The following is a 17,396-nucleotide window of genomic DNA, read 5'->3' on the forward strand; positions in this document are numbered from 1 at the left end:
GGGGGTCAGCCGGTCTTCTTCTCGTCGACGACGTCCTTGGCCGCGGGCACCTTCGCCACGACCGGCTTGCCGTAGTCGGTGAACGTCATCGTCCCCGGCTCCTCGCCGCCCGCCGCCACGACCTTGAGGATGACCGGCTCGCCCTCCGTCGCCACGTAGACCGTCGTCGTCTCGCCGCCGGACTTCTGGGTGAGCGTCAGCGCCTTCTTGCCGCCGACGGTGGTCTCCTTGCCCTTGACCGAGAAGTTGATCCCCTGCTCGAACTCGGCCAGCAGCGCCTTGAGGTCGCACAGTTCGAGGTTGTCCTTGGCGTCCGGGTCGGTCACCGGCGTCTTCACCCAGCGGCCCTTGAGCTCCTTGAGGATCGCCTCCTGGACCTCGGCCGGCTCGCCCTCCGCCTGCGCCCGCAGGAACGCCTCGTCGAAGCGGAGGTAGACGTCCTTGTCGTCGGCCTTGATCAGCTCGGCCGTGCCCGTCGCGCCGACCGTCAGGGTGCCGGCGCACTTTCCGGTGGTGTCCATCGCCAGGTAGGCCTTCATCGGCCCGTCGGTCGTCTTGGTGGCGAGGTCGAGGGTCAGGGAGTCGGCCTTCTTCGTCGCGGCGATCGCCTTGTTGACGATCTGCGGTCCGCTCAGGTCCCCGAAGGGCCCGGAGGCCTTGGCGTCGCCGGACAGCGGGCCGCAGGCGGTCGCCCCGAGCGCCACGGCGGCGCAGAGGACGGCGGTGAGGGTGGCGGCGAGTGGGCGGCGGGGGAGCGGGCGGCGGGCGGCAGACATCGTGGGTTCTCCGGGGGTGGGAGGGCGGGCGGTGCGGGGTGTACGGGTGTGGGTGCTGGTGCTGGTGCTGGTGCTGGTGCTGGTGCTGGTGCGGGTGCGGGTGCGGGTGCTGGTGTGGGGCGTACGGGTGTGGGTGCGGGGCCTGCGGCGTCGTGCGGGAGGGGTGGCCGGGCCGGCCGGGGGAGCCGGTCCCGGGGGAGGGAGGCCGACCGGGGGAGCCGGTCCGGGTAGGGGAGTCAGTCCCGGGTCGGAGGAGGAAGTCGGGTCGGGAAGGGGCGGCGTCAGCCGACCTTCAGCTCCCACTGGGAGGCGTTGTGCTCCAGGCCCGGGCTGACCTCGACCGTCAGGTTCTTCGCGTCCTTCGGGGCGTCGAAGGCGTAGACGACCGTGGACTTCTTGCCGGGCAGGATCGTGCCGCTGAAGCCGGTGCCGACCTTGTCGTCGAAGATCTGCTCGGCGGTCACGCCGTCCTGGCCCGCGCGGGCGTCCAGCGTGACCAGCGCGGCGTCGAACTTCTCCTTGCCGCCGTTCTCGATGACCACGGTGACCTGGTACGCCTTGTTGCCCTCGGTGTGGCCGGCCGCGTACTCGCTGGGCTTGTACGCCGTCGCCTCGGAGACCGTGACCTTCAGCTCGTCGTCGTAGACGGAGGTGTCACCGGCCGCGAGGCCCTTGCCCACGTCGCCCTTGGCGCCCGCGCCGTCCTTGGACGCGCCACCCTTGCCCGCGTCGCCCGTGGACGCGCTCGACGGGTCCTTCGGGGCGGAATCCTCGACGGCCTTGTTGATCTCGTCGACCGCGTCACTGACGGCCGTGAACGTGATCACCGCGCCGACCACCGAGAGGATCAGGGCCGCGAGGCCGAGGACCGCGCCCGTCGTCGTCACGCCCTTGTTGTCGGCCTCGTGGCGCTTCACGCGGCCCCGGCCCACCAGGCCCAGGATCAGGGCGATCACGCCGAGGATGCCGGCCAGCCAGAACAGGAGCGGGATGAGCCCGGAGACCGTACCGATGATGCCGAGGATCAGCGCCGCGGTGCCGAGTCCGTTACGCATGGCCACCTGCGGCGCCTGCGGGATCTGGGTGTCGTACGACATGAGTGTCCTCCCGGACTGACGTGTCGGTGGTGAGCGGTGCCCCGCCGGAATTCCGTGGAACGATGACTCAATAAGAGCAGAGCCTGTGAACCGAGTCAACATGGTTCACACGTTCTTGGTCGACTCACGCTGTGAAGCGGTGGCTCTTGCGCGCATCGGTAAGATCTGGGCTCACACCACGGGACGAGCGGGAAAACGCACAGGAGGCGCCAGGTGCCGGAGCACGCAGCAGAGGTGACCGCCGCCGGGATCGCCCGGCTCGCCGGGGTCGGGCGGGCCGCCGTGAGCAACTGGCGGCGCCGGCACGCCGACTTCCCGCGGCCCGTGGGCGGCACGGAGACCAGCCCCTCCTTCGCCCTCGCCGACGTCGAACGCTGGCTGCGCGCCCAGGGCAAGCTGGCCGAGGTCCCGCTGCGCGAGCGCGTCTGGCAGCAGGTCGCCGGCCATCCGGCGGGCGCCGTCACCGCGCTCGCCCACGCCGGCTGCGTCCTGCTGCTCGTCCGGGACCGGTCCAGCGCCTGGCCGAAGCTCGCCGCCGTCTCCGACGAACGGCTCGCCGAGACCCTGCCGGTCGCCCTGGAGGAGGTCCTCACCGAACGCCTCGGCGTCGAGCGGGCCGTCCGTACCCCCACCCCGGGCGAACTGGCACCCTCCGTGCCGCTGGCGCGCGGGGCCGCCGACCTCGCCGCCGAGACCGGTGCCCGTCAGGCCTTCGAGTTCCTGCTCGGCCGGCACCTCGACGCCAACCCGCGCCAGTACACGCTGACCCCGCCCGGCCCGGCCGCCCTGATGGCCGCCCTCGCCGCCCCCGCCGCCGGGCCCCGCCCCACCGTCCTCGACCCGGCCTCCGGCACCGGCACGCTGCTCCGCGCCGTCCAGCACCCCGGCGCGCTGCACGGCCAGGACACCGACCCCGACCTCGCGGCGCTCACCGCCCTGCGCCTCGCGCTCGCCTCCGACGCCGACATCCGCGTCCGGACCGGCGACAGCCTGCGCGCCGACGCCTTCCCGCACCTCACGGCCGACAGCGTGCTCTGCCACCCGCCGTTCAACGAGCGCAACTGGGGCCACGACGAACTGGCCTACGACCCGCGCTGGGAGTACGGCTTCCCGGCCCGTACGGAGTCCGAACTGGCCTGGGTCCAGCACGCCCTGGCCCGGCTCCGCCCCGGCGGCACCGCCGTCCTCCTCATGCCGCCCGCCGCCGCCTCCCGCCGCTCCGGCCGCCGTATCCGCGCCGACCTCCTGCGCAGGGGCGCCCTGCGGGCCGTGGTCGCCCTGCCCGCCGGCGCCGCCCCGCCGTACGGCATCCCGCTCCACCTCTGGGTGCTGCGCAAGCCGGCCGCCGGCGTCACCCCCTCACCGGAGCTGCTGCTCGTCGACACCACCGGCGACCACACCGGCGCGGCGGGCCGCGACAAGCTCGACTGGCAGGCCGTCCAGACCGCCGTACTGGACGCCTGGCTGCCGTTCGACCGGCACGGCACGGTCGCCGAGACCCCCGGCGCGAGCCGCGCCGTGCCCGTCATCGAACTCCTCGACGACGACGTCGACCTGGCGCCCGCACGCCATCTGCCACCCCCCGCGGCGGGCGGCGGCGCGGCCGAACTCCTCGCCGTGCGCGAGCGGCTGGCCGAGACCCTCGGCCGTACCGTCGCGCTCACCCCGCCGCCCGCCCTGCCCGCGGACGCCGCCCCCGACCCGGCGGCCGCCGCCCGGCTCACCGGTGTCACCGTCGGTGAACTGGCCCGCACCGGCGCGCTCGAACTGCGCGCGGGTGGCGCCGGTACGACCTCCTTCACCGGCGCCCCGGTGCGGGTCCTCACGGAGAACGACGTCTTCGCCGCCCAGCCGCCCTCCGGCGCCCTGCCCGACGGCGCCCCCGAGGAGCCCGTCCTGCTCGTCCAGGGCGACGTCGTCGTCCCCGTCCTCGGCGGCGGCTCCCTGGCCCGGGTCGTCGACACCGCCACCGCGGGCGCCGCCCTCGGCCGCAACCTCCAGCTCCTGCGCCCCGACCCGGCCGCCCTCGACCCCTGGTTCCTCGCGGGCTTCCTGCGCGGCACCGCCAACACCCGCCAGGCCAGCAGCTACGCCTCGACCGCGACCCGGCTCGACGTCCGCCGCCTCCAACTGCCCCGCCTGCCGCTCACCGAACAACAGCGGTACGGCGAACGCTTCCGCGCCCTGGCCGAGTTCGAGGGCGCCCTGCGCCTCGCGGCCCGACTCGGCGAGCAGCTCGTCCAGGGGCTGTACGACGGCCTCGCGGACGGCACGGTGGCGCCCTGACGGAACCGGTCCGGCAACGGTTCGGTACAACCCTGAGGCCCTTGTCCGTGTCGGTGTATACGCTCGTCCCCGCAACCGATCGCACGATCGCAGCGCCACCACCTCAGTGCCCAGGAGCAGGAATGTACGGCCACGGCTTTGTGCCTCCGCCCTCACCGCGTGCCGTCCCGGCGTCGGTGATCGTGCTCCGCGTGCTGTTCGCGCTGCTGCCGCTGCTCAGCATCGGCTTCCTGACCTGGGGAACGATGATCCGGCTCGCCGTCGTGACCAGGCGCGCGCGGGACTGGGTGCTGTGCGGGGTCTCCGCCGCGGTCATGATCACCGGCATGATCCTGCTGCCTGACGACGTGGAGACCACGCAGGCGGACATCGCGATGGGCCTGATCCTGCTCAACGCGGTCGCGTTCACCGTGTACTTCCTGGTCGTCGACATCAAGCACGACCGGATCCGCCTCGGCGGGGCCGTCGGGCAGGGTCCGGCCGCTCCGTACAACCCGTACGCGGCGACGGTCCCGCGCCACCAGTCCGGTCACGTCTCCCCGGCGCAGGCCCACCCGCACCCTCACCCGCAGCCGCACTCTCACCCTCAGCCGATTCCGGCCCAGCCGGTGGTCCCGCCGCAGCCGCCCGCGCAGCCGACCCCCGCCAACCCCCGGATCGACCAGGTCCGCGCCGAGCTGGACGAGCTCAGCAACCTCCTCCGTAAGGACGAGGGGAAGTGAACGGACGCGTCATCGGCGGCCGGTACGAACTCTCCACGGTCATCGGCCAGGGCGGCATGGGCCAGGTCTGGACGGCGTACGACGGACGGCTCGACCGCCGCGTCGCCGTCAAGCTGCTCCGCCCCGCGACCATGACCGGCCCCGCGACCGCCGCCGAGGAGCTGCGCCGGCGCTTCGTGCGCGAGTGCCGGGTCACCGCACAGGTCGACCACCCCGGTCTGGTCACCGTCCACGACGCCGGCAGCGACGGGGACGACCTGTACCTCGTGATGCAGTACGTCGACGGCGCGGACCTCGCCGACCACCTCGCCGAGCACGACCCGTACCCGTGGGAGTGGGCGGTCTCCGTCGCCGCCCAGCTGTGCGCGGTGCTCGCCGCCGTGCACGCGGTGCCGATCGTCCACCGCGACCTGAAGCCGCGCAACGTGATGGTCCGCTCCGACGGCTCCGTCACCGTGCTCGACCTCGGTGTCGCCTCCGTCCTCGACACCGACACCACCCGTCTGACGCACACCGGTTCACCGATCGGCAGCCCCGCGTACATGGCGCCCGAGCAGGCCATGGGGGGCGCGGTCGGCCCGTTCACGGACCTGTACGCGCTCGGTGTGCTGCTGCACGAACTGCTCAGCGGGAACGTCCCCTTCGCCGGGTCCACCGCGCTCGGAGTCCTGCACCGGCATCTGTACGAGCCGCCGCTGCCGGTCCGCCAGCTGCGCCCCGAGGTGCCGGAGGCCCTGGAGGCGCTCGTGCTGCGGCTGCTCTCCAAGGACCCGCAGCACCGCCCCTCGGGGGCGCACGAGGTGTACGAGGCGCTGCTGCCGCTGCTCCCCGCGCGCGGGGCCCCGGCCGGGCCGCTCGATCCGACCCGCCCCTTCCTGCGCCCGCACGCCCCGTGGCCGGACCGCGCGTCCGCCCCGCCCCCGCCGGTGGCGCCACCGGTCGCGCCCCGCCCGAACGTGGCGGCCACGGTGGACGAGGTCAAGCGGCTCCTGGGGGAGGGCTCGCTGACCCAGGCCGTGGACCTGCTCGGCTCGATCCTGCCGGCGGCCGCCGCCGAGCACGGCGAGCACTCGCCCGTCGTGCGCATCCTGCGCAAGCAGTACGCGACGACCCTGATGGACGACGGGCAGTACCGCCGCGCCCTGCCGGAGCTGCGCCGCCTCGCCGAGGACCGGGCGCGGGAGGCGGGCCCGGCGGACCCGCAGACCCTGCAGTTCCGCTACGAGGCGGCGCAGTGCCTGGAGCAGCTGGGGGAGACGGCGGCCGCGCTGGCGGAGTACCGCGTCCTGCTCCCGTTCCTCGAACACGGCGCGGACCAGGCCCGGTTCTTCGACGTCCGGCGCCGGATCGGCAACCTGCTGCTGTCGATGGGCGACCACACGGCGGCCCACCAGCAGCTCCAGGGCCTCCTCTACGACACGGAGCGCGCGTACGGGCCGTACCACGCCCTCCCGACGGATCTGCGCCGCGCCCTGGCCCGCCAGCAGCAGATGGGCCGCTTCGCCTGACGGAGCGCCAGGATCACGAGTCCGCAACTGGTTGGCGAACAGGATCTTCCGGGTCCGATTTGCGTATTCCGTGCGATGTAGGGTGCGCGTCTGATCATGCACACGTCCCCAAGGAACCCTTCATGACGACGCAGTCGCCCGCCACCCCCGAGCAGCCCCTCGCGCCCGAGCCCGTGCCCGCGCCCACCAAGCCGGCGAAGAAGAAGCGCAGCATAGGCAAGACGCTCATCAGCATCGTCGTGGCCATCGCGGCGATCCTGTTCTGGAGGCTCGGCCTCCCCTACCTGACCGGCGAGGCGCCCGTCCACGCCAAGGCGGGCGAGTGCGTGACGGTGACCGGCCCGGAGAACGACCCCGAGGTCACCAGCAAGCCGTGCGGCGAGAAGGTCCCCGACCTCTACAAGGTCGTGAAGGTCATCGACGACACCTTCGACGTCGAGAAGTGCGGCACGCTCAGCGAGGTGGCCCTCGCCCAGCAGCTGGACGCGGACAAGTTCGTGCTCTGCCTGAACCCCGTCAAGTAACGGCGCGTTCTAAGAAGAAGTAGGGGCCGGACCCGGCGGGTTCCGGCCTCTACGCCTTCCTGGGCACGTCCGCGCCGGACCGTGGCGGATCTCGCGGACGCGGAACGGCACGTCCGCGGGGCCGACGGCGAGCAGCGCGGCCCGCAGCTCCGCCGCCGGCAGCGGCGCGACCCCGCGGTCCGGGTACGCGGTCCCCGTGACCTGGTCCCAGAGCCGACCCGTCGCCCCGACCCCGTCCCTGATGTCCTGGACAGATGTTCCCACCCCGCCCGGGCCGGGCTCGTGCTGGGCGCGTGACCACGATCCAGGCCGATCCCATCCGCACCCCCCGCCTCGCCCTCCTCCCGCTCGCCGTCGAGCACGCCGAGGAGATGGCCGGGGTACTCGGCGACCCGGCGCTGTACGTCTTCATCGGGGATGAGCCGCCCACCGTGGCGGCGCTGCGGGCGCGTTACGAGCGGCAGACCGCCGGGGCGCCCGGGCCCGGCGTCTCCTGGTGCCACTGGGTCGTGCGCGAGACGGACGCGGGGTGTCTCGTCGGGACCGTCCAGGCCACCGTCCGGCACGACGACGCGAGTGCCGAGGTCGCCTGGGTGGTGGGGACGCCGCGGCAGGACGGCGAGGTGCTGTGGCGGCTGACGGTGGCGTAGGAGCGGCTTCGAGTGACGGGCGCCCAGCGCCCAGCCTCCAGCGCCCAGCGCCCAGCGCCCAGCCTCCAGCGCCCAGCGCCCAGCCTCCAGCGCCCAGCGCCTGGCCCCCAGCGGTCGGCGCCCGGCGGTCAGCGGCTGAGGCTGCTGAGACCGACCGCGCGAGGCAGCGCCGGTTCGCGTACGGGAGGCTCGGCGTGCTCGGGCACGGGGTGCTCGGGCAAGGGGGGCTCGGGTACGAGGTGTTCGGGTACGGCGTGCTCCGGTGCGAGCTGCTCGGGCAAGGGGGGCTCGGGCACGGGAGGTGCGGGCAGTGCGGCCACGTCGGCGGGGGACGAAGGCACGGCAGCCGGTGTGTGGAGGCGGATCTCCTGGACTCCGCTCCGCATCCCCGACCGCAGCCGCTTCGACAGCGGGCGCTCCACGAAGACGTGGATCAGCCAGGCGAGCGCCAGCATGGCGGCCGTCACGGACACGACCAGGGGGACCGGCTCGACCCGGTCGCGCAGAGCGTGGATCACCGTGATGCCGATCCCCATGTGGATCACGTACAGCGGGTACGTGAGCGCCCCCGCCGTCTTCAGCCAGCCCCACCGGACGCTGTCGAGGAGACCGAGCGCCACGGCCGCGATCGCGAGGAAGCCGAAGGCGATGACCAGACGTGCGGGCCAGGTCGGCAGCTGATCCGCGAGACGGAGCCCGAGGTTCGTCTCCATGCGCCCGCGCACATAGTGCTGGGCCAGCAGGAACTGCACTCCGACAATGCCCCAGAGCAGCATGGTGGGACGGAATCGGCGCATCAGGTAGAAGGCGATGCCGGCGATGAAATACGGCGCGTACTGCGGCATCGAGAGGAAATTGAGCAGCCGGAGATCGGTGGTCGGAGCCGTGACCGCCGCCAGCGTCCAGATCCCGCAGAAGAGAACACAATTGCGATACGTGACCCCGCGGAGTACGACGAGCGCGAAGAGTGCGTAGAACTTCAGTTCCGCGAACAGCGTCCAGTACGAATGATCCACGTGCTCGACGCCGAGACCGCCCTGCATCATGGTCAGGTTGATCAGGATGTCGCTCCATTGCTCCGCGTCGTGCAGCCGGCCCACCTCGGGCAGGAGCAGCAGCACGAGCGTCGTCAGGACGATGCCCGCCCAGTAGGCCGGGAAGAGCCGGGACACCCGTGACACGGCGAAGTCGCCGACCGTGCGTCCCCAGACGCTCATGCAGATGACGAACCCGCTGACGACGAAGAAGATCTCGACGCCGAGCCATCCGTACACCGCGAAAGGGCGCAGTACGGGAAAGAGTTCGGAGGTGTTCGTGCCCCAAGCGGAATTGAGACCGATGTAGTGGTAGAGGACCACGATCAGGGCTGCTGTGATCCGGATTCCGTCGAGAGCGAAGAGACGGTTCGCCGGCTCTCCGCCGCTTTTGGCCCCCATGGTGCCGGGCATCGATTGCGGCCTTCCCGGGTGAATGAGTTGGTCCGGCAAGACCGTACAGAAGGCGAACAGCGAGTTCACAGCCCGACTGTCGTGTCCCTTCTCACCCAGGAACGGGGGTTTCGTCGGCTCGGTATCGCGCAGAAGAGGGGGTCGGCCTCATGCCTGCCGACGGTTTCCGGCGCCTTCGCCCCGCCCCCAGCAGCCACATCGTGAGCAGTACCGCCGCGCAGCCGCCCAGACCGAGCCCCGCCCGCAGCCCCGGGGGTCGGAAGTCGCAGGACACCGTCGTGCGGGTGCCGTCCGTCCGGAGTGCCACCAGCCCGCCGTACGCGTCCGCCGGGCGTCCCTCGCACGTCCAGCCCGCGATCCTCGGGGCGGCGAGCACGACCGTGCCCCTCGTGCCCGGGCGCAGGTGCGCGCGGATGCCGCTGTCCGTCACCTCGATCGTCGGCGGCGCCGTGGCCTTCAGGCCCGCGACCGCCGTGTCGAGGCGGGCGCGGTCCAGGCAGCCGACCTCGTTCTCCGGGCGCGCGTCGACCACGGGTCGCGTGCCCGCCGTCCGCTGCACGCCCAGGGAGGTCAGCGCGGCCCGCCACTTCGGCATCCCGCCCTCCAGCCGCACCGGCGCGCCGCCCGCGCCGAGCCGGGCCGTCCCCTTCACGTTCGGGGCCCACAGGAAGACCTCGCTGCCGACCGGGCACGCGCCGTCGGCGGGCAGCGCCCACACCGACGCGCCCAGCAGCATCTCCTGGTTACGGAACGGGGAGGCGCCGTACCGGGGCGCGGCGGCCCCCTCGGGACGTACCGTCACCAGCGGAAGCACCGGCCCCGTGCGCACCACGGAGTCGCCGCGCCACCGCGCCCCGACGCCGAACAGGGCGTCCGTCACCGGGTTGTCGAGGCTCTGCAGGTTGCGTCCGCGCGAGGTCCAGCCGCCGCCGAGGGCGGCCAGGGTGTTCGTGAGCACGGCCGGCGTGTGGCTGCTGTAGTACGCGGCGCCCTGGCCGCCGAAGAGCAGCGGCTCGTTGCCGGTGATCCGCGGCCGGCCCGAGTCGGTGCGGTACGCGGGCCAGGCGTCGGCCGCCGCGAGCGCCGCCGTCCGCCGGTCGTGCCCGGCGCCCCAGGCCGGGTAGTCGTCGAGGCGCAGCCGGGCCCGGTCCCCGTACGCCGTCGTCGCGGCCGCCTGTCCGACCAGCGCGGCCGAGAGGAGCACCGCCGCCACGACCACCTGCCGTCGCCCCCGGCCCGCCAGCCACAGCGCGCCGCAGGCCGCCGCGAGACCGAGCGCGAACAGCGGGTACGACCAGCCGGTCACCAGGTCGCCGGCGCCCGCGACCGCCGCGACCGCCACGAGCACGCCCGCGCCGCCGAGCAGCGCACGCCGCCCGGGCAGCCCGTGGGAGAGGGCCACCCACGCGGCGAGGACGAGGACCCCGGACAGGACGAACGTCTGCCGGTACGGGCTGCCGTTGGGGGTGGCGAAGACGTGCCACACGAGGTGCGTCGGCTCGAACTGGAGCGACACCGCGACCGCGAGCGCGAACCCGGTCCACAGCCACCGCTCCCGCCGCGGCACCTTCCGGTGGAAGGCCAGGGCGGCGGCGAGCAGCAGCGTCCCGGTGCCCAGGAACGCGGCCGGGGTGGAGAAGCTGTACGTCGCCGGAAGCAGCCGGGCGAGGGCGTCCGGCAGGGGCGCGGGCTGGAAGTCCCGGACCACGCCCGGGTACGCGTGCGTGGAGCCGAGGAACACCGGTACCAGGACCGGGGCGGCGAGCCCGATGCCGAGCAGCACGGTCGCCACCGCCCGTGCGACGACCCGGAGCCGCAGCTCGTGGGCGGCCGCGAGCCGGACGAGCAGGACCAGCGCGGCGCCGATCGTCGCCATGTACGCGGTGTAGAAGTTGCCGACCCAGCACACCGCGACCACCAGCGGGCCGAGCAGGGGCCGGCGCCCCTGCCGTACCCACTCGCCGACCAGGACCAGCAGCGGGAAGGCGATCAGCCCGTCCAGCCACATCGGGTTGTACGTGGCCTCGAGGACCGACCAGCCGCACAGCCCGTACGACGCGCCGAGCACCGCCGCCGCCCACCATGGGCCGGGCCGCAGCCGCAGCAGCGCCAGGGTCATGGCGGCCGCGGCGGCGGCCGTCTTCAGGAGCGTGACGACGTAGACCGCGTACTCGATGTCGTCGCGCGGGAAGAGCGCCACCAGGAGCGCGAACGGGCTGCCCAGGTACGTCCCGAGGTCGGGCAGGAAGCTGCTGCCCCAGCCGGACTGCCAGTTGAGCAGCAGCCCGCCGTCCGCGCGCCCGTGCAGCAGGTCCCAGAGATGGGCGTGGTACGGCACGAACTGGTTGGCCAGGTCGTTGACGCCGCGGTGCTTCGGCCCGAAGGGGAAGGTGCGGGCGACGGCGTCCCCGGCGCACACCGCGAGCAGGGTGAGAAGGGCGGCGAGCGAGGCGGCGCGCCCGGCGGCACGGGTCATGGCGGCCGGTGACGTCTGAGCAGGCATGATGGTGCGAATATGCCAGTACGGAACCCGAAAATGTGATCCAGCGGGCCCAGTTCACGCAATGGTCGCCTGTCGGTCATGTGTCGAATCGGCCGACGACATCCACGTCGGTTGTCGTGTCCTTCGTGCTGCTCTCGATCGTGGTCCCGTGTTTCAACGAAGAGGAGATCATCGGTCGTTTCCACGACCATGTCACCTCGGAACTCTCCCGCTTCGACGGGGAATTCGAGCTGGTCTACGTCGACGACGGAAGTCGTGACCGGACCCTCCCGCTCCTGGAGGAGATCGCCGCATCCGACCCCCGCGCCCGTTACGTCTCCTTCAGCCGGAACTTCGGCAAGGAGGCCGCGATGCTGGCCGGCCTGCGGCACGCCAGGGGCGACGCCGTCGTCATCATGGACGCAGACCTCCAGCACCCGCCGGAGCTCGTGCACCGCATGCTGGCGCTGCACTCCGAGGGGTACGACCAGGTCATCGCCCGCCGCACCCGCAAGGGCGACCGGGTCACCCGCACCCTGACCGCCCGCGCCTACTACTGGGCGATCAACCGGCTGGTGGACGTCGAGCTGGTGGACGGTGTCGGCGACTTCCGGCTGCTCTCGCGCCGCACCGTCGACGCGATCCTCGAACTCACCGAGTACAACCGTTTCTCCAAGGGTCTTTTCGCCTGGGTCGGATTCCGCACGACCACCTTCGAGTACGAGAACGCGGTGCGCGAGGAGGGCCGCTCGAAATGGACCTTCGGAAAGCTGCTCAACTACGGACTCGACGGGCTGCTCTCCTTCAACAACAAGCCGCTCCGGGCCGCCGTCTATCTGGGCATGGTCCTGGTCTCGGTGGCGCTCGCCTACGCGGCCTGGATCGTCGGTGACGCACTGGTCAACGGCGTCGACACGCCCGGGTACGTGACCCTGCTCGTCATCGTCACGGCGCTGGCCGGGGTCCAGATGGTCATGCTCGGGCTCGTCGGCGAGTACGTCGGCCGCATCTACTACGAGGTGAAGCGGCGGCCGCACTTCCTGGTGAAGGCGACGAACATGGACGATCCGGGGCGCCCGGCCGCCACCACCCGAATGCGTGAGTCGTTGATCGAGACAGTCACGTCGAAGTAGTGGCCCCGGCCACGGCGACTGCCTACCATCGATCACCGCAAGGTCGTTCACGCTGACGCACGACCCACGCCGGGAGGCTCCTTTGCACCGCCGCACCGCGCTCTCCGTCTCCGCCGCGCTCCTCGCAGCGGCCCCGCTGCTCGCCGCCTGCGGCGCCGAGCCCCACCCCGGGGCGGCGGCCGTCGTCGGCGGCGAACGGATCGAGGTGTCCAGCCTCCAGGCGCAGGTGCGGGACGTGCGGTCCGCGCAGGAGGCGTCGCCGCAGGCCGCGCAGCTGATCCAGGCGACCGGTGACCTCTCCCGGGAGAAGCTCAACGTGATGATCTTCGACCGGGTGGTCGACAAGGTCGCCGAGGAGAACGGGATCACGGCCTCGCGCGGCGAGATCCAGCAGACGCGGGACGAGTTCACGAAGCAGAGCGGCGGCGCGGAGCAGCTCGCCGCGACCCTGCTCCAGCAGCAGGGTGTCGCGCCCGACCAGATCGACGGGGTCGTCCGCCGCACGGTCCTGATGAACAAGATCGCCGCCAAGCTGTCGATCGCGAACACCCCCGACGGCCAGAAGAAGCTCATGGACGTCTTCACGGCCGCGTCCAAGGAGCTGGACATCGACGTGAACCCGCGCTTCGGGGCGTGGGACGACGCCAAGATCCAGCTGGGGACGTTCACGGCGCCGTGGCTGCGTCAGATCAGCCAGGAACCGGCGGCCGTGGAGGCGGGCGCGTAGCGCCACGTAAGGTCGGAAGGGTGAACGCCGAATCACCCGTTGAGCCCACAGCGCGAGCCCCGCACGCCGAGCCCGCAGCGCCCGCCGAGCCGGTCGCTTCCGCAGCGCCCGCCGAGTCCGTCGCGTCCGCCGAGCCGGTCGCGGCCGCAGCGCCCGCCGAGCCGGTCGCTTCCGCAGCGCCCGCCGAGTCCGTCGCGTCCGCCGAGCCCGTCGCGGCCGCAGCGCCAGCCGAGCCCGGTGGCCTCGTCGACGCCGTCGACGTCGTCGACGCCGTCGACCCGGGCCGGATCGTCCTGCTCACCGCCAGCCACCGCGTCGCGCCCGGGCTGCTGTCCTGGCCCGCGTGGCAGGCGCTGCACGGCGCCGACCGGGTGCTGTGCGCCGACGCGGACCACCCCCAGCTGCCGTACCTGCGCGAGGCCGGCGTCACCGTCGAGCACGCGAGCCCGCAGGCGCGGGACCTCGTCGAGGCGTGCGCCGGCGGCCGGACCGTCGTGGTGCTGCCCGGCGGCGAGGGCGACCAGGCGCTGACCGACGGGCTGGCCCGGCTCGCCGGCTCCGGCCGCGTCACGATGCCCGACCTGGAGCTGCTGCCGGGCTCGTACGACCTGCCCGGCGCCCGCCTCCTGGACCTGGTGCAGGTCATGGACCGGATCCGCCGCGAGTGCCCGTGGTCCTCGCTCCAGACGCACCAGGGGCTCGCCAAGTACGGCATCGAGGAGGCGTACGAACTCGTCGAGGCGATCGAGGACGGCGACCGGGACGAGCTGCGCGAGGAGCTCGGGGACGTTCTCCTCCAGGTCGTGTTCCACGCCAGGATCGCGGAGGAGGACGAGACGGAGCCGTTCTCCCTCGACGACGTCGCCGCGACGATCGTGGAGAAGCTGATCCACCGCCACCCGCACGTCTTCGGCGACGCGACGGCGGAGACCCCGGAAGAGGTCAAGGCGCACTGGCTGCGCACCAAGGCGATCGAGAAGCAGCGCGTCTCGGTCACCGAGGGCGTGCCGCTCGGCCAGCCCGGCCTGGCGCTCGCCGCGAAGCTGGCGGGCCGCGCCCGCACGGCGGGCCTGGACGTCGACCTCCCGAAGGGCGACGGCATCGGCTACGAGCTGCTGGCGCTGGCGGCGGAGGCGGAGGCCTCCGGCACCGACCCGGAAGCCGCCCTCCGCGCGGCGGCCCGCGCCTACCGCGACGCGATCCACACGGCGGAGAGCCAGCGCCCCGGCGAGGGGCGGTAACCCGACCGGGGTTGCCGGCCCGACCGGGGCCGGTGGCCGTCGGGACCGGTTACCGCTCAGTCGGCCCCGTCACGAGCCGGGTGGGTGCTCACCGGCCGGTTGTTCGTCAGGGCCGCAGGACCGACCGGGGCCGCCACTCCGGTCTGGGCCTCCGGCCCCGCCCCGGGCCGGGTGGGCCGGTCGTCGGCCACTGCGGTCAGGCTGCGGGACCGACCGGGGGCGGTAGCCGCTCAAGCCTCCCGCGGCGCTCTGGCCGCCGGGTCGTGCCAGTGGGGGTCCGGGCGGGACAGGAACCATTCGGCCGTGCCGAGCGGACGTAAGGAGGCATCCGGCTCCGGTAGGCGGTCGTGGTGGATGTGGGGTGCGCCGAGGTCCTCCAGGGCCGGGACGGCCTCCGCGAGCAGGGCGTGCGGGCCGGCGAGGTAGACGTCGTGCGAGGCCCAGTGGCCGCAGGCCCGCAGCGCCAGGAGCAGCCGCTCCGTCGCCTGGTCGCGCGGGTGCTCCGGTGCCGAGGCGATGTACGTGATCCTCAGCCCGGGTATCCGCTCGCGCAGCCGCTCCGCGTCCCGCCTCCCGTAGAGGTACTCCTTCGCCCGCGCCACCAGGAACAGCCGCGCCTCGACGCCCTCCGGGCCCTCCGCCACCTCCTCCAGGAGCGCCTTGACCGGCGCCCAGCCGGTTCCGGCGGCGATGTAGGTCCGCGGGACGCCGGGCGCGGTCCGGGCGGTCAGCGCGCCGCCCGCCGCGCTCAGCCGGAGCGGCTCTCCCTCCCGTACCGCCTCGACCAGCGCCGTGCTCATCGCCCCGCCGGCCACGCGGCTCACATGCAGGTCCACCGTCCCGTCCGCGCGGACCGCGTTCGCCAGGGAGTACGTCCGCCACACCCGGGGGACCCGGAGCGAGCTGACGCCGGCGTACTGCCCCGGCCGGTACGCGAAGGGCCGGCGCGGCTTCAGGGTGAGCACCGCCAGGTCCTCGTCGAGCCGTTCGTGCCGTACGACGACGGCGTCCCACCAGGGCGGCTCGCCCTCCGCCTCGGCCTGCTCGGCGCCCCGCAGCATGAGCTCGGCGACGTGCCCGTACGCCTCGGTCCACGCCTTCTCGGCCTCGACGCTCCAGGCGGCCCCGGCGGCGTGCGCGAAGGCGGCGGTCAGGCTGGTGCCGACGGCCGCGTAGAGCGCGGGGGTGGCCAGGAACTTACGGTGGTCGCGGCCCAGATGGGCGAGGTACTCCGCGAGCCCGGGGTCCTCCAGGCGGGTCACGACGTGGGTGAGCGCGGCGAAGAGCCGGTCGCGCTGGGCCCGCAGGTCCTCGGGGAAGAGCTCGCGGACGCCCGGGTGGTGCCAGAACAGATGGGAGTAGAAGAAGGCGACGGCATGTTCGGCCCGTCTCTCGACGACGGCGAACGTGCTTCTGAGCAACTGGGCATCCACGCGGGAGAATCTAGGCCACGCCTCTTCACAGGACGATCACATCCGGGGTGGCAGGTGGCCCGCGGGCCGGTGCGACCGCGACCTTGTACCGTCTCAGGGTGAGCACCACCCCCGCCGAGCCCCCCGCCCCCGAGCTCTTCACCTGGGAGTTCGCGACCGACCCGTACCCCGCCTACGCCTGGCTGCGCGAGCACGCCCCCGTGCACCGGGCCACGCTGCCGAGCGGGGTCGAGGCCTGGCTGGTGACGCGGTACGCGGACGCCCGGCAGGCCCTCGCCGACCAGCGGCTGTCGAAGAACCCGGAGCACCACGCCGAGTCCGCGCACGCCAAGGGCAGGACGGGGATCCCGGGCGAGCGCAAGGCCGAGCTGATGACCCATCTGCTCAATATCGACCCACCCGACCACACCCGGCTGCGCCGGCTCGTCTCCAAGGCGTTCACCCCGCGCCGGGTCGCCGAGTTCGCGCCCCGGGTGCAGGAGCTGACCGACCGGCTCATCGACTCCTTCGCGGCGAAGGGGGAGGCCGACCTCATCCACGAGTTCGCCTTCCCGCTGCCCATCTACGCGATCTGCGACCTCCTCGGGGTGCCGGAGGAGGACCAGGACGACTTCCGGGACTGGGCCGGGATGATGATCCGGCACGGCGGGGGGCCGCGTGGCGGGGTGGCGCGGTCGGTCAAGAAGATGCGCGGCTATCTCGCGGAGCTGATCCACCGCAAGCGGCTCGACCCCGGCGACGACCTGATCTCGGGGCTCATCAAGGCCTCCGACCACGGCGAGCACCTCACCGAGAACGAAGCCGCCGCGATGGCCTTCATCCTTCTCTTCGCCGGCTTCGAGACCACCGTCAACCTGGTCGGCAACGGGCTGTACGCCCTGCTGCGTCACCCCGAGGAGCGGGCCCGGCTCCAGGCCTCGATCGCCGCCGGGGAACGGGACCTGCTGGAGACCGGTGTCGAGGAGCTGCTGCGCTACGACGGGCCGGTGGAGCTGGCGACCTGGCGGTACGCCATGGAGCCGCTGACGATCGGCGGCCAGGAGATCCCGGCGGGCGACCCGGTCCTCGTCGTGCTCGCCGCCGCCGACCGCGACCCGGCGCGCTTTCACGAGCCCGACACGCTCGACCTGTCCCGCCGCGACAACCAGCACCTCGGCTACGGGCACGGCATCCACTACTGCATCGGCGCGCCGCTCGCCCGGCTCGAAGGGCAGATCGCGCTGGCGACGCTGCTGACTCGCCTGCCGGACCTGCGACTTGGCGCCGATCCTGCCGAGCTGCGCTGGCGCGGCGGGCTCATCATGAGGGGATTGCGCACGCTTCCGGTGGAGTTCTCCCCCCTTTCCCACCCCCACGCGAACTGACGAGC

The 17,396-nt window shown here is 73.1% G+C and carries 14 protein-coding genes; 9 read left to right on the forward strand and 5 right to left on the reverse strand.

All coding sequences use genetic code 11. From position 1 onward, the window contains the following. Window positions 1-5: 5 nt before the first annotated feature. Window positions 6-776: a hypothetical protein gene (locus ACIPPS_RS29805; protein ID WP_401438331.1), complete on the reverse strand. Its 771-nt coding sequence runs from the start codon at window positions 774-776 to the stop codon at window positions 6-8. Between the two features lie 281 nt (window positions 777-1,057). Then, window positions 1,058-1,873 (reverse strand): DUF4190 domain-containing protein, encoded by an 816-nt coding sequence (locus tag ACIPPS_RS29810; RefSeq protein ID WP_401438333.1) that lies wholly within the window; start codon window positions 1,871-1,873, stop codon window positions 1,058-1,060. Between the two features lie 213 nt (window positions 1,874-2,086). Here ACIPPS_RS29810 and ACIPPS_RS29815 point away from each other — a divergent pair, with 213 nt between their 5' ends. From ACIPPS_RS29815 to ACIPPS_RS29835, 5 genes are all read left to right on the forward strand, one after another. Next, entirely contained in the window at window positions 2,087-4,159 is a 2,073-nt protein-coding gene (locus tag ACIPPS_RS29815; RefSeq protein ID WP_401438336.1) for an N-6 DNA methylase, read from the forward strand. A gap of 191 nt (window positions 4,160-4,350) precedes the next feature. After that, window positions 4,351-4,881, forward strand: coding sequence for a hypothetical protein (locus tag ACIPPS_RS29820; protein WP_401438338.1), 531 nt, complete (start codon window positions 4,351-4,353; stop codon window positions 4,879-4,881). Beyond that, the gene (locus ACIPPS_RS29825; RefSeq protein WP_401438340.1) at window positions 4,878-6,389 is read left to right on the forward strand and encodes a protein kinase; all 1,512 of its coding nucleotides are present in this window, start codon (window positions 4,878-4,880) and stop codon (window positions 6,387-6,389) included. Before ACIPPS_RS29820 ends, ACIPPS_RS29825 begins: the two co-directional genes overlap by 4 nt. A gap of 122 nt (window positions 6,390-6,511) precedes the next feature. Next, the gene (locus tag ACIPPS_RS29830; RefSeq protein WP_401438343.1) at window positions 6,512-6,913 is read left to right on the forward strand and encodes a hypothetical protein; all 402 of its coding nucleotides are present in this window, start codon (window positions 6,512-6,514) and stop codon (window positions 6,911-6,913) included. A 293-nt stretch (window positions 6,914-7,206) separates the two neighbouring features. Continuing rightward, window positions 7,207-7,563 (forward strand): GNAT family N-acetyltransferase, encoded by a 357-nt coding sequence (locus ACIPPS_RS29835; protein ID WP_401438345.1) that lies wholly within the window; start codon window positions 7,207-7,209, stop codon window positions 7,561-7,563. A 128-nt stretch (window positions 7,564-7,691) separates the two neighbouring features. Here the strand turns inward: ACIPPS_RS29835 and ACIPPS_RS29840 are convergent, their stop codons facing one another. Beyond that, a complete protein-coding gene (locus ACIPPS_RS29840) occupies window positions 7,692-8,999 on the reverse strand; it encodes an acyltransferase family protein (protein WP_401438347.1) in 1,308 nt (435 codons plus the stop codon). Between the two features lie 103 nt (window positions 9,000-9,102). Continuing rightward, complete coding sequence (locus tag ACIPPS_RS29845) at window positions 9,103-11,514, reverse strand: YfhO family protein (protein ID WP_401438350.1); 2,412 nt, start codon at window positions 11,512-11,514, stop codon at window positions 9,103-9,105. A 125-nt stretch (window positions 11,515-11,639) separates the two neighbouring features. Here ACIPPS_RS29845 and ACIPPS_RS29850 point away from each other — a divergent pair, with 125 nt between their 5' ends. The 3 genes from ACIPPS_RS29850 (at window position 11,640) to ACIPPS_RS29860 (ending at window position 14,594) form a co-directional block, all read left to right on the forward strand. Continuing rightward, complete coding sequence (locus tag ACIPPS_RS29850; RefSeq protein WP_401438605.1) at window positions 11,640-12,626, forward strand: glycosyltransferase family 2 protein; 987 nt, start codon at window positions 11,640-11,642, stop codon at window positions 12,624-12,626. 82 nt (window positions 12,627-12,708) lie between these two features. Continuing rightward, the gene (locus tag ACIPPS_RS29855; protein WP_401438353.1) at window positions 12,709-13,353 is read left to right on the forward strand and encodes a SurA N-terminal domain-containing protein; all 645 of its coding nucleotides are present in this window, start codon (window positions 12,709-12,711) and stop codon (window positions 13,351-13,353) included. A 20-nt stretch (window positions 13,354-13,373) separates the two neighbouring features. Beyond that, a complete protein-coding gene (locus ACIPPS_RS29860) occupies window positions 13,374-14,594 on the forward strand; it encodes a nucleoside triphosphate pyrophosphohydrolase (RefSeq protein ID WP_401438356.1) in 1,221 nt (406 codons plus the stop codon). 230 nt (window positions 14,595-14,824) lie between these two features. Here the strand turns inward: ACIPPS_RS29860 and ACIPPS_RS29865 are convergent, their stop codons facing one another. Next, the gene (locus ACIPPS_RS29865; protein ID WP_401438359.1) at window positions 14,825-16,027 is read right to left on the reverse strand and encodes a globin domain-containing protein; all 1,203 of its coding nucleotides are present in this window, start codon (window positions 16,025-16,027) and stop codon (window positions 14,825-14,827) included. 98 nt (window positions 16,028-16,125) lie between these two features. On the opposite strand from ACIPPS_RS29865, the gene ACIPPS_RS29870 reads away from it, so the two are divergent. Next, a complete protein-coding gene (locus tag ACIPPS_RS29870) occupies window positions 16,126-17,391 on the forward strand; it encodes a cytochrome P450 (RefSeq protein WP_401438362.1) in 1,266 nt (421 codons plus the stop codon). The last annotated feature ends 5 nt before the right edge of the window (window positions 17,392-17,396 follow it).

The sequence above is a fragment of the Streptomyces sp. NPDC090127 genome, assembly GCF_044746945.1.
Taxonomy (GTDB): Bacteria; Actinomycetota; Actinomycetes; order Streptomycetales; family Streptomycetaceae; genus Streptomyces.